The organism is Chryseobacterium scophthalmum (assembly GCF_900143185.1).
Taxonomy (GTDB): domain Bacteria; phylum Bacteroidota; class Bacteroidia; order Flavobacteriales; family Weeksellaceae; genus Chryseobacterium; species Chryseobacterium scophthalmum.
Genome location: NZ_FSRQ01000001.1, coordinates 1,199,288 through 1,212,506, shown reverse-complemented (window position 1 = coordinate 1,212,506; position 13,219 = coordinate 1,199,288). Strand labels below are relative to the sequence as shown.

The 13,219-nt window shown below is 30.7% G+C and carries 13 protein-coding genes and 1 tRNA gene; 3 read left to right on the top strand and 11 right to left on the bottom strand.

Annotation, left to right across the window (positions count from 1 at the left end):
* Positions 1-86: 86 nt before the first annotated feature.
* The 5 genes from BUR17_RS05595 to BUR17_RS05570 form a co-directional block, all read right to left on the bottom strand.
* Positions 87-1,223, bottom strand: a complete 1,137-nt coding sequence (locus tag BUR17_RS05595) for a helix-turn-helix domain-containing protein (protein WP_074229344.1) — start codon at positions 1,221-1,223, stop codon at positions 87-89.
* 490 nt (positions 1,224-1,713) lie between these two features.
* The gene (locus tag BUR17_RS05590; protein ID WP_074229343.1) at positions 1,714-2,826 is read right to left on the bottom strand and encodes a hypothetical protein; all 1,113 of its coding nucleotides are present in this window, start codon (positions 2,824-2,826) and stop codon (positions 1,714-1,716) included.
* Between the two features lie 468 nt (positions 2,827-3,294).
* Positions 3,295-4,395 (bottom strand): hypothetical protein, encoded by a 1,101-nt coding sequence (locus BUR17_RS05585; RefSeq protein ID WP_143747528.1) that lies wholly within the window; start codon positions 4,393-4,395, stop codon positions 3,295-3,297.
* A 95-nt stretch (positions 4,396-4,490) separates the two neighbouring features.
* On the bottom strand, positions 4,491-5,444 hold the full coding sequence (locus tag BUR17_RS05580) for a hypothetical protein (RefSeq protein ID WP_074229341.1): 954 nt from the start codon (positions 5,442-5,444) through the stop codon (positions 4,491-4,493).
* A 508-nt stretch (positions 5,445-5,952) separates the two neighbouring features.
* Positions 5,953-6,026: transfer RNA gene (locus BUR17_RS05570), tRNA-Arg, on the bottom strand.
* Between the two features lie 48 nt (positions 6,027-6,074).
* Here BUR17_RS05570 and BUR17_RS05565 point away from each other — a divergent pair.
* From BUR17_RS05565 to BUR17_RS05555, 3 genes are all read left to right on the top strand, one after another.
* Positions 6,075-7,121, top strand: a complete 1,047-nt coding sequence (locus BUR17_RS05565; protein ID WP_074229340.1) for an ABC transporter substrate-binding protein — start codon at positions 6,075-6,077, stop codon at positions 7,119-7,121.
* A 125-nt stretch (positions 7,122-7,246) separates the two neighbouring features.
* Positions 7,247-7,891, top strand: a complete 645-nt coding sequence (mtgA, locus tag BUR17_RS05560) for a monofunctional biosynthetic peptidoglycan transglycosylase (RefSeq protein WP_074229339.1) — start codon at positions 7,247-7,249, stop codon at positions 7,889-7,891.
* A 13-nt stretch (positions 7,892-7,904) separates the two neighbouring features.
* A complete protein-coding gene (locus tag BUR17_RS05555) occupies positions 7,905-9,938 on the top strand; it encodes a recombinase (protein ID WP_074229338.1) in 2,034 nt (677 codons plus the stop codon).
* On the opposite strand, the gene BUR17_RS05550 is transcribed toward BUR17_RS05555, so the two are convergent.
* From BUR17_RS05550 to BUR17_RS05525, 6 genes are all read right to left on the bottom strand, one after another.
* A complete protein-coding gene (locus BUR17_RS05550; RefSeq protein ID WP_074229337.1) occupies positions 9,916-10,212 on the bottom strand; it encodes a hypothetical protein in 297 nt (98 codons plus the stop codon). The two genes, BUR17_RS05555 and BUR17_RS05550, sit on opposite strands and share 23 nt — an antisense overlap.
* Before the next feature lie 56 nt (positions 10,213-10,268).
* A complete protein-coding gene (locus tag BUR17_RS05545) occupies positions 10,269-10,643 on the bottom strand; it encodes a four helix bundle protein (protein ID WP_074229336.1) in 375 nt (124 codons plus the stop codon).
* 88 nt (positions 10,644-10,731) lie between these two features.
* On the bottom strand, positions 10,732-11,835 hold the full coding sequence (gene recF, locus BUR17_RS05540) for a DNA replication/repair protein RecF (protein WP_074229335.1): 1,104 nt from the start codon (positions 11,833-11,835) through the stop codon (positions 10,732-10,734).
* Positions 11,832-12,137 carry a type II toxin-antitoxin system RelE/ParE family toxin gene (locus BUR17_RS05535; RefSeq protein WP_074229334.1) on the bottom strand — a complete coding sequence of 102 codons (306 nt, stop codon included), beginning with the start codon at positions 12,135-12,137 and terminating at the stop codon, positions 11,832-11,834. The genes recF and BUR17_RS05535 overlap by 4 nt, the downstream gene beginning before the upstream one ends.
* Positions 12,122-12,439 carry a hypothetical protein gene (locus BUR17_RS05530; RefSeq protein WP_074229333.1) on the bottom strand — a complete coding sequence of 106 codons (318 nt, stop codon included), beginning with the start codon at positions 12,437-12,439 and terminating at the stop codon, positions 12,122-12,124. The genes BUR17_RS05535 and BUR17_RS05530 overlap by 16 nt, the downstream gene beginning before the upstream one ends.
* Before the next feature lie 12 nt (positions 12,440-12,451).
* Entirely contained in the window at positions 12,452-13,216 is a 765-nt protein-coding gene (locus tag BUR17_RS05525) for a UbiA prenyltransferase family protein (protein WP_185116685.1), read from the bottom strand.
* Positions 13,217-13,219: the final 3 nt, after the last annotated feature.

Genomic DNA, 13,219 nt, shown 5'->3' with positions numbered 1-13,219 from the left:
ATAATTTGCTGCAAAGATGCTTTAAAACGCTTCAGTACGCGACCGACTAAAAAAAGTCGAACCCATTTCTTAGAAAAAGAATGAATTTAATTTGGATTTTTCCTGAAATCTGTTGGCGTTGTTCCGGTATATTTTTTAAAAGAAGTACTGAACGATGATTTAGAATTGAAACCAACTTGGTAAAGAATTTCTAAAATCGTAACGTCTTTTTGTGAAGAATCTTTCAGTATTTCCTTCGCTTTTTCGATCCGATATTCATTAATGAAATCAAAAAAATGTTTGTTCATATACAGATTAATCAAAGCCGACAGATCTTTTACAGGCATTTTTACTTGCTCTGCCAAATCCTGAATCGTTAATGAAGAATCAAGATAAGGTTCTTTTTCAATCATAAATTCTTTTAAAGCTAAAATCTGTTTATTTTTTTGGTCATCAATTGCAGGAGAAGGTTTTTGTTTCGGAATTAGCTCTACGATAGGTTTCAATTGAGCATTAACTCCTCTGAAAAATTCGGGTTTGTTTAAGGCAACAAACAGATACCAACACGTACAAAAGAAAAAAGCAAACCCATCAAGGATTACAATCCATTGTCTGAGCTCTCCCACACCAAAGATAAAAGTAACCAGCCATCTTATCAGTACTAAAAAATGTAAGACATAATATAGAATTGTTATTTTGTAAAGTGCATTTAGGATAGAGATATTTGGATTTGTATAATTCTCGAGATAGACGGTTTTAGACTTTCTGATCACCAAAAATGAAGCAATAAAATAAACTTGAAATAAAACCTCGAAAAGAATATGAAAAAATTGCATAATAGGTGATTCGCTCAAAGCGTTGATGAAAATCACTTTAGAAGCTCTGTCTTCAATATAAATCCCATACGTCATATACAAATTGAAAGCAACAAACGGAATGGTATGCCATAAATGTTTCGGTTTTAATCGAAATTTAGAAAAACAAACAGACAGTACATAGAGATAAAACGATGCCGGAACCAAATAATTAATACTCCAACGAAATGCTTCGAGGTTGATGAAATTAACAGGAAAATCACGCATCAAAAATTTACAAGCATCCACGGCATTTGTAAACAGAAAAAAAGCGAGAAGCCAATTTGCAAGTTTGTGTTTAGTTTTTACAGTCAATAAAAATAAGGCAAGAAACAGCACCAAAAATATTCCAGTAAATGCTGCTATTTCCAAAAAGCTGTATTTGTCCATAGTTTGTAACGTGAGTGCAATTTAATATTTAAATAGGAAAGCTTAAAAAAGTAGAGATGATTTTATTCAAATGTTAAAAGCTGTATTGTTGTAAATATCAATACTGCTATGTTTTTGACTTATTTTGAAGTAATTATTGAATGAGCAATGTGGAAAAGACAGTGCAAAATATACTAAAGAAACGCTGAAAATCTCCAAGTTTTACTCTTGATTTGAGGTTTCGAGTTTGTAGCAAATAGATAAAAAAATCGCCAACTTTTTTTAGTTGGCGATTTTTGGCTTTTGGTGAACTTAACAGAACTCTATCGAAACCATTTATTTGCAGATATAGATAATATTTTGAAGGTGTTAAAAAGCATTTAAGTTATGCTTTTGATGTATTAAACAATCATAAAAATATCTAATTGTATTTGTCTCCTAAATAAAAATGATGTAATTAAGTTTCCAAAAATAGCTTTCTATTTATTATAGAAAGAACTTATGCTGTTGATTAATTGATCGTGCAAATTGTCATTTCCTTTGTATAATTTGTTCTAGCAGAACTACTATTTTGAAGAACTTTATTCCCCCCATTGGCCATGTCGAAAAAACCATTATCTACCCAATTATGAAAAGCCATCGGACCTTGGAAGATTGTATTTACTTGATGTATTAAATTATCATCCATGTAATAAGATATTAAGTTTTTATCCATTGATATTTTATAGGAATGCCATTCTTCATCTAAAGGAACTGGAATTTTATATATGTCTATAGTTACACCATTGAATGTCCAAATTTGGAATTGATTTTCTTTAGTTGATTGATTTTGTTGCTGTATAAACCATGCTACTTTCATTCCCACTATAGGTAGAGCATCTGTATTCCAGAACCCCCATCCTCTAGATCCACCTTCTAAGTTTTCAACTTTTATCTGAGCCTCAAAAACAACTCTATGGGAAGCTGCAAAAGGGACATTCATAAAAAGGTCGGTTATGTAATTTTGCAGTTCATTTTCGTTAATAATTTTCTCAGCCGGAATAGGAGTAGCAATCACGCATTTGGGCGAAATACTTGTGTAAGGATTGTTATATATTTCAGCATTCGAATATATAGATTCAGAAGCATTCGGGATAGTATTTTTAAGATAATTATTATCTGTATTGAACGTATGTAAACCATTGGTATCCGAACGTAAAAACCAAAAATTCTGCTCAGGATTAACAAGAGAATAAGAAGCTGATGTCTGTATATAATCCTGACTTTTTCTAAAATCACCAATGATAACTAAAATATAGTTCCTGATTGTATTTATAAGATCGCCTATCTTATCCCCATCTGAGTATAATAAAGCATTCAAAATAAGATTCAGTGTATTCCCTATAAGTTCTATGATATGGGTGTAATACTCTGTATTTACATCAATTTTTGACTTTATAATAGATGAAATAATTTTATTGTCTGATGTTTTTATTGCTTTAATATCAGTGATTAAGCTGTCTTTATTTTGTATTGCAGCTAGAACCGTTTGGGTAATTAATTGATATTCGTTTGGTGAATTTTTGGATGTTACTAATAAAATCAAATTCTCAATAATCTGATTTACATTATTTTCTTTGTTCATAATTTTTATTTGATGGTTAGTTTTAGTTTTTTTAATAGAGAAAAGAATTCCCTTGTATTGGATTCATAAAGTCCCATGATCCATAACCGAATGCTAACTTGAAGGGGTTTTGTAAGCAGGTCGAGCCGTAGTTCAATACCTTATCTATTCTATTGGGACATTGATACGAAATTCACACCTTGGCGAAGACTTTCATATTATTGTACAATTTACTAAAAAGTTTTATTAAATAAACAATTATTTTTTTTTGAATTACAACTTAAAATTATGGGCAAAAAAAAGAGACAACTATTTAATAGTTGTCTCTTAAAGTGAACTTGGCAGGACTTTATTCAAACCATTTATTAGCAGATATAGATAATATTTTGAAGGTGTTAAATAATATTTAATATGAATTTCAAAGTTTGCCAATTCTAAATTTAATAGTTGAAATGATTATTTGTGCTTTGTAATTAATCCCAATTTTAATCATTTCTTCTTTTTGATTTTGGATAATACATTTTTCACTCCTTTAGTTTGAAATAACTTAGTTAAAGATTCTTTAGTAATTAAAACTTTATTTTTCTCTTCTTCAAATATTTCTGCTTTTAAAAAATAAAAAATGTCTTTGTCGCTTGCTGTTTTAAGAGGTAATTTACTTTCTGATGAATCTTTCTTGAGTATATTATATTTGATTTCAAGTTCATCATTGTATGATAAATCAATTTCTTTTATTACTCCCGTCAGGAATCTTTCATTATCATATTTATCTTCGATGTAAACATAATCGCCTATTTGAATTCCTAAAACGCTACTCTTCGTTTGAAGTAACTGTTTTCTTAGCAATAATTTTTGCTCTTTATTTTCAATCAAATTAATTATAGTAGTCGGTTTTATGCTCGAATAGGGATTTGGAGTATACATCTTCATTTTTTCTTTCAATATGGAAGTATCAATTATAATATTGTCTATTACGGTTGTAGAATAGCCAATAGAAAATGGAACTTTATTTTCTACAATAAATCTTCTAATGTCTGTATTATTACAACAATTTTCATCTGATAATTCTTTGTCAGATATAGCATTTTGTTTGCTCTCCAATTCCTTAGTTGATGCTTGAATTAATCTGTCGTGATAATAACAATCAAATTCAAACTCACTTTTTGTGAGATTCATATATGCTTTGCGAAAAGAGTATTCATCATTCTCTTTTGAATATTTAGACTTCATCAGAAATCTATCGAAGTAATTAAAGAAAGGTTCTGTTTCTAGTGAAATTACTTCCAAACTGCAATTTTCAGATAGAATATTTTTTATAAATCCGTTGAAAATATTTTTGGAAAATTCATAATGGTAAATAAAGGACTTTATTTCCTCAATATCTATATCACGTGCTCTTTGAGATTTGTAAATGAATGAAATGAATTTTTGACCTGTAGCATTCCCGTAATTGTGGAAAAATTTATGTACACTTCTTTTATCTCTATCGGTAAAAGCTTCAAAATCGAAAAATTCTACATCTATATGAAGTCTACACGCATAATTTGAGTACGCTTCAGATAATTCAAAAAAAAGAGAAACTTTCTTCAACTGATTTTTAAATTGAATAATTCCTTCACAATATCTATTAATGTATTCGGAAAAATCTGAGTTAATGTAATTGTTATATCGCATTCGCTTTGAATTTAAATGTCATAAGGTTTGATATAGAATACTGGGCTGTCCCAATCATCATCATCAAGGGATATGGATTCCCATTCGGTATTACCGTCAAATTCTAGCTCGCAATACTCTTCATAACAAGTTTTTGCATCAAATATATTCATCATTGTAATTACAGCAATGGGATACAAATCACTGTCATCTATTTCATATGCTAAACGTATGGCATCTCCTGAATCGTCATAACATTCCATATAAACCTGAAACTCTCGCCAGGATCTTTCTTTCATTTTATCCAGATGGTCTGTTTTTCCAATATTTTCTTTAATTCTTTTATAAGTAGTATCCCAGTATCTTTCCCATTCATTAAGCATTACTGGAAGAAATTTATGTTTTTCTATTCCAGGGTCAGCATAAATATCGCTCCAAATTGTTTCAGATGTTTGTGTGTATATTTCTGAATACGATTTTCTTTCTATAAGAGATTTAAGCTCAGTGGTTTTTCCTGCATAAGTGTCTATTTCATATATCTGATCTTTAGTATGAAAATGAATTATTTGACCAATGGTTTGGACTTCATAATCTTCTTTTTTTAGTTTTGAATATTTTTCAAATGCCTGAAGGTATTCGTCATATTTAGGTAATCCATTTTTTTCATTAGTAATATTAAACATATTTTTGGCTATCCCTTCTATTCCCGAACCATCAAGAAAATCTGAAGCTTCATTTTTTAATATAGTTAGTACATTTTCTTTTTCCTCAGTGTTTAACTGAAAATATCTTTTGGTAAGATATTCTTTAAAATCAGAAAGAGTAAAGTAGTATAAATTTTCGTTTTCAGTTTCTTCTTTTTTTGCGTTCCATTCTTTCGGATCAATTGTGTGCTCTAAACTAAAAGTTACTCTTTCTGTTCCGTCACTAATTCGGCAATATAAATTTTTCTTTCGACCTGTATTTAAAAAGTAAGCTATTTTCATTTTGTAATATTTTTTTAAATTACAAAACAAATTTAATTAAAAAATATGTTACAAAATTAAAAAATGTGAATAATTTAGAATCGCAGTTTTCAACAAATTAATATCACTTAAAAAAATTAGTGTTTAATAAACATATGTTATGAAACAGTTAATAAAAAATAAATTTAATTGATATGAATGTTTTAGCAAAAAAATATTATTGTAACCAAGAATAGTGTTCGGGTAAATGAGAAGGAAGCTAAAATCATATTAGAATTGTTATATTTAGTATCGAAAAGTTATAATAAACCAAAGGAGAAAAAATATTAGAACATTAATGAGATTTCAAACCATACTTCAATGCCGATGAAATCTCTGATGTAGTATTTTTAAGCTGTATATTTTAGATAGGCTAAAGATTTTGCGTGAAAAAAAATCAAACCATAAAATATCAGGCCGTAACAGTTTGATAAGTAATTTGTTATGCTTATAAAAAATGAGACAACTAATAAATAGTTGTCTCATTAAGTGACCTCGACAGGATTCAAACCTGTAACCTTCTGAGCCGTAATCAGATGCGCTATTCAGTTGCGCCACGAGGCCGTTGTTTAAAGGTTTGCAAATATAATACTTTTTTAGTTTCTTTGAAAGATGAAAGCAAATTTTTTACTAATAATCGCGTTTTTATTTCTAACCAACTGTAAAAGAGAACAAAAAATATCGTCTTCGGATTGGGAAGTAATCTCAGAAAGACTGCAATTTAAAGATGATGGCGGAAAATTAGACTTAAAATCGGGGAATTTTACTTATAATTTTGAAAAAAATAAAGTTCCTTTCCGTAAAATTATACTTCTGAATGCAAGTTTGATGGGTTTTTTTTCTGAACTGGAAGCCGAAAATGTAGTAATCGGAATTGCAAGTCCGGAATATATTTATTCAGAAAAAATTGATCAATTACTAAAGTCAGGGAAAATTCAAAATGTCGGAAACGAACAGAAATATGATGTAGAAAAAATAATTTCAATGAAACCGGATGCTATTTTTACCAATTACATTGCGAGTTTTGACAACACCTACCAGCTTTTGAAAAACAATAATATTCAGGTGATCTTTTTAGATGAATATAAGGAGCAAAGCCCGATGGTAAAGACTTCTTATATTAAATTATTCGGAAAGCTTTTAGGAAAAGAAAAAGAGGCTGAAGAAAAATTTAATCAAATTCAGAAAGATTATAATGATTTAAAAACATTAGCTTCAAAAGCAACTTCAAAACCCAATGTTTTGGCGAATGAAATGTATGGCGATATTTGGTATATGCCGGGTGGAAAAACCTTTACGGCCAATTATGTAGCAGACGCTAATGCTAATTATATTTTAAAAGATAATACAGAAGAAAAAGCTGTAACAATGAGCTTTGAGGAAGTTTTTGCTAAATCTAAAAATATTCAGTTTTGGGTAAATGCGGGAAATCATTTATCTAAAAAAGATATGCTCAATATCAATCCTTTTTATGGGAAACTGGAAGTATTTAACAAAGGGAAAATCTATGGAATTTCAGGCAAGGAAAAGCAGAAAGCCAATGATTTTTTTGAAAGTGGAGTGGTGCGCTCAGATTTGGTTCTAAAAGATTATATCAAAATATTCCATCCTGAACTTTTACCGGATTATCACCTGACTTACATGAACGAATTGCAGTAAGTTCTTATAAATATTTACATTTTCAGCTTTTAAAACACTGAAATTCAAACTATCAACAAACAACTAAAAACTATCAACTACTTAACTCGCAGTATTTTTATATTTTTGTGCCAAGTTTTTAGCTTATGTGGAAAAAAATAAAACAATTTATTTTTATTGTTCTGATTCTGAATGTAGTTTTCATTGTTTGGGGAAGATTTTTCAATCCAACCATTACGATTACACAGATCGGCGGTCTTTTTGAATACGGAAAATTGCACCGTGACTATATTTCTTACGATGAAATGGGAGCTAATGTAAAAAAAGCGGTCATTGCTTCAGAAGATCAGAAGTTTTTTAATCACAATGGTTTCGATTATACAGCAATCGAAAAAGCCATGAAAAATAATGAAAAAGGCAAAAAACTGAGAGGCGGAAGTACAATCTCTCAGCAAACCGCTAAAAATATTTTCCTTTGGCAAGGCAGAAGTTGGGTAAGAAAAGGGCTTGAAGCTGTTTATACCTTCATTATTGAAAAAGTTTGGTCTAAAGATATTATCCTTGAAAGATACCTGAATTCTATTGAAATGGGACAGGGCGTTTTCGGTGTGGAAGCTGCTGCGCAGTACTATTTTGGGAAACCTTCCAAAGATCTTAATACTTCAGAAGCAGCATGGATTGCCGCTGTTTTACCAAACCCTAAAAAATACGATCCTAAAAATCCATCCGCTTATTTGAGGAAGAAACACAACTGGATTATGAGACAAATGAGGAATGTAAGTTTGAAATAGTATCTTTGCACTAATGAAACTGTTGAGTTCAAGTACAAAAAATTTCGAATCTGTCCTTAAAAAGTATTTTTCTTTTAAGAATGAGACTGTTTCGTTGGAGCCTTTAGCTGAGTTTTTAGAGGCAATAAAAAAGACAGATTTTAAGAACGTTCTTAATTTTTTAAAATCAAACCCAAACTCTGCAACTCATTTCAAACATTATATTTACAACGTTTTTGAAGAAAGACCTTTCAATCTTTCTTTAACGGAAGCCAATATTCTTTCAGAAAATGCCTTCTTCCCCGAACTCAAAAAAAGAATCTTAAATAAAGTTTTACCACCCGTAGAAAACGAAAAAACAGTTTGGTATCTTATCGATAATGTCAGTTTCAGACCAAAAACTGATCTTGAATATTTACATAATATTCCTGAAGATGAGGTGAATGAATTTCTGAATATTTTAGGAATTTCAGATTTCATTGAGAAACCAAATGTAAAAAGAGAACTGATATTTTCGATGAATATCCTTTCGTGGCGCGTTACCGGGATGGCTCTTGAAGTTGATGTGGTAAGAATGGCTCCTGAATACAGGAATTTCGATAATCCATTTTTGGCATTGCAGAACGAACTTGAAGCTTTGGCAGAGGAATTTAAAATCAATCCTGAAATTCAGCTTCATTCAAAAGACAGCCGTTATAAGCAGATTAAGATTTATGCGGAACAATGTCAGGATTTTGTGAATATCGCCTTCAAAAACTCTTCTAAATATGGTATTTCAGGGAAAATTAATCAGTCTCTGCTTAAGATTCGTCAACAAACCCAGAGAATTTCTGAGATTGTCAATTTATTAATTATTGATCAGCCTGAAGATATTGTTATTAAGTCTAAACAGTTGATTTTTAATATCCTGAGCTATAAGTCTCACAAGAATAATATTTCAGATCTTATCAACGACAGTACGCGTTTGATTTCCCATTTAATTACCAATCATACTGCAGAAACCGGAAGTCATTACATCACGTCAAGCCGCAAACAGTACATGAAAATGTTCTACAAAGCAAGCGGTGGAGGGATTATCGTTGGTGCATTATGCGTTTTAAAAATGCTGTACGGTTTTATGCCCGGAAGCGATTTTTTCCATGCATTTTTGTATTCATTAAACTATGCAATGGGATTTGTGATGATTTATTTGATGGGCTTTACTTTGGCAACAAAACAGCCTGCAATGACCGCTGCAACGATGACCAAAGTTTTGTCTGAACAGGAAAGTACCAAAAATAATTATACCGAATTTGCTGATTTGGTTTCAAAATTATTCCGAAGCCAGTTTATTGCTTTTGTAGGAAATGTACTTCTTTCTTTCCCGATTGCGTTGCTGATTATTTATGGTTTGGATGTTTTCTTCTCGCAAAATTTGGCGGTGGAAAAGTCAGATAAATTATTGAAAGATCTTGATCCTTTTGAATCTAAAGCTATTTTACACGCTTGTATTGCCGGTTTTTATCTGTTTATTTCAGGGATTATTTCAGGTAATATTGGGAATAACTCGGTGTTTTATCAGATTCCGGATCGAATAGCCAAAAATCTTCCGATTAGAAGAATGTTTGGAGTTCGTTTTGCGAAAAGTCTTTCGAAATATTATGCTAAAAACTGGGCCGGAATTATTTCTAATTTCTGGTTTGGAGTTTTTCTTGGAGCAACAGCACCGGTCGGCTTATTTTTCGGTCTCGATTTAGATATTCGTCACATCACTTTTGCTGCCGGTAACTTTGCAATTGGTTTGTACGGAAAAGATTTCATTGTAGGTTCATCAGTTTTCTGGACATCATTTATCACCGTTTTTATCATCGGATTCTTCAACTTCCTGGTAAGCTTCAGTTTGTCGATGTTCTTGGCATTCCGTTCAAGAAAAATGAATTTTGGTGAAGTAAGAGAGATTTACCGAGCTATTTATAGATATTTCTTAAGAAATCCTTTGAAATTTTTTATTCCGCTTCGTTCAAGCTTTGATGTGAAATCGGATCAGTTAGTGCAAAGTTCAATGCCTACAAAATCTGAAGATCGATAAATTTTTCTTCCCCAAATTTATCCTGAAACTTTTTCAGATAAAAACTTTTCCTCATTTTAAAATCGTTTTTCAATAAAGGTGAATTGATTCTAATCTGAATAATTTTATCGTCTAAATTAACGCTTACAATTTCCTGAAAAAGACTTTCATCAAGATAATCTTCAAGAAAATCTTTAATATCAAAAGCAATCAGCTTATCTTCAAAACCATGAATTCTCGCAAAAGATTTTACAAGCTCAGAAGATTGGAATTCTCGTTTTTTATTTTTTTTCATAGGAGATGCGGGTTTCGTGATTCGTCGATTCGAGGTTTTTAAACTGATTATAAGTTTTAAGATTTACTTTCATTCCAATTTTCTTTTACCCATTTTTTATAAATATTAATTTTCCCACCTAGCAAATCGTATTGCTGTTTTAAAGCTTCAAATTCTGCTGAAAATTCAGGATATAGAATTATAATTTTCTCAAGATGATTTATTGTTTCATCATTACTTGTGTGGCTAAAGACTAAAAATCTATAATATTCATTTTTATAAACAGAACAACCATAACCTTCAACAATATTAGTAATTACAGAATCGGACGATCTTCTTAACTGGCTTCCTAATTCATACAGTTCATATTTGGGAAGAAGAAAAGAAGCTTTGTGAGTTTTTGTAAATAAATCAAAAGCCATTTTGTAAATGTCTAAATTTCTGTAACTCATTATTTGTGTTTTTTTTAATTAAAATACGATTTACCAAACTGTAATTTCGAATCTCTAAAACCTCGAATTTCGAAACTCGTATCTCGTATCACACTTCAAATATGATGCTTTCCTCATTAATCTTCTTCACAACGCTTTCAGTTCGTTCTCTGTGCGTATCTGTAATGAAAATTTGTCCGAAATTTTCCTGATTGACCAATTTTATCAACTGAGCAACGCGCGTATCATCAAGCTTGTCAAAAATATCATCAAGTAAAAGAATCGGTGTTTTATTCGTTAATTCTTTTATCAGACTCATTTGAGCTAGTTTTAATGAAATTAAAAACGATTTCTGCTGTCCTTGTGAACCTATTTTTTTTATCAAAACAGAATCCATTTCAAAAAGCAAATCGTCTTTGTGAATTCCTTTTGAAGTGTAAGTAAGCATTCTGTCTCTTTCTAAACTTTCAATTAAAAGGTCACGAAATTTTCTGTCAGGCTGAGCGGAGTCGAAGCCTTCCAATAAATGAGATTCATAAATAACAGAGACGCTTTCTTTTCCTCCTGAAATAATCTGATAGAAATTCTGAACGATAGGGTTCAGTTTTGCAACAAATTCTCTTCTTTTTTCAAAGATTTTAGTGCCGGATTTTGTGATCGGATCATCATAAATCTCCAATGAATCTTTATCCCAAACCCTGTTTTTTGCAAAATATTTCAATAAAGCATTTCGCTGCTGAACGATTTTCTGATACTGAATCAAATCATAAAGATATCCAGAATCGGTCTGAGAAATCATAGAATCTAAAAATTTCCTGCGACTTTCGCCAGAATCAGAAATAAGGTTTGAATCGTAGGGAGAAATCATCACACTTGGTAAATAACCAATATGATCGGCGATCCTATCATAACTTTTATCATTCTTTTTAATAACTTTTTTTGCTTCTCTCGGCTGAGATATTTTTATAGTATCTTCACTCTCTTCATTCTGAATTTCAGCATCGAGGGTGAAAAAATCTTCATCTTTTTTGATGTTATTGGTATCGGTATTTCCTAAAAAACTTTTTCCTACAGAAAGATAATGCAGAGCATCGAGAATATTGGTTTTCCCAACACCGTTATTTCCTACAAAGCAGTTGATTTGCGGGGAAAATTCAAACTTTTTTTTAGAATGATTTTTAAAATTGTAAAGGGTGAGTTTATTGATGATCATAATCCTAAAATGCTTTCAAGTTTTTCAGGATTTTGTCGAGTATCAAAAATACTTAAGATTTCAATACTTTTTTCGAAGTTTATATAAATGATATAATAATCTTTAATCAATCTTCCACGACATTCTGAGCCATTTATTTTTACTCCGATTTCAGGATATTCCAAAATCATTAATGCTATTTTATCAAAAAGCTTATTCAATTTTCTTGAATATTCTTGTGATTTGTTTCTATTGTTCCAAAATTCTAAAATATCTTTTCGTTGGCTTTTTGAAAACTCTGTCCATTTTAATCTTTTAGCCATTCTTCAAAATATTTTTCTACTTCTTCATTGTCAATAACACGTCCGTTTTTTACATCATCCATTCCACGTTCAATCATTTTCATTACATAATCAGGTAAAATGATTTCTTCTTCCTTGAAATATTCCTCAACTTCTTCATCTGTCATCGGCTTTTCAGAGTTGTAAAAAGAATGAGGTTCAGCAACTGATAAATTAGAATTCTTGCCATTCCAAAACTCCCACAGACTGAAGATCTTTTCTCGGTCAGAACTTTCGCTGATAGCTCTGATTAATTTATTCTGAATACTTTCAAAAGATTCCATTACTGCAAATTTTTAGTAAAGATAAAACTTTTCCAACAGAATTAAAAACAAAAAAGGTAAGCCGGAACAAGTCTCAACCCAAAAAGAAAAATACGAATCTCTATTAGAATTCTCCGAAAAATAAACCAGAATATAAGTAAATACCGAGGCTAAAAAAAAGCTTACAGCAAATTGAATTTTCAAATAAAAAATAGCTAAAATGCAAGCAATAAAAATAAAAATATAGGCAAGGTATTTTGTGTTTTGAACACCAATTAACTTTGGAAATGTCTGAACTGTATCACTTTTCATATCACGAATATCGAATGGCAAAACGAGTGCGGTCACAAAAAAGAAACTGATAAAAAATATAGGAAAATTAAACGCAGGTAAAGTAAGCCAACAATTGACCAATGCCCAAACTAAACCTACATAAAATACTTTGAGTAAAGGAATTTTCCGGATGTAAGTTTCAAGAAAAAAACTGTTGTATAATAATCCTAAAACCACAATCACAAACCATTTTACCAAACGTATTTCATTATGATTAAAAATAATTAAAGCCGCCGAAATAATTCCTGTGACGAAATTTAATAATAAGATTTTATAAAAATATTTTGTTTTTTGGTATTTCGTGTACAGATATCCGCTGAAATAGGTGATGAATATCAAAAGAACTGAAGGGAAACGGAATGTGTTTTGCTCCATCATGAAAAATACTGCGAAAACTGTTCCCATTAAGGAGACATAAAGTTGGCTGTCGATGACAGATTTTTTCAGTACTTTTAAGCAATTCATTTA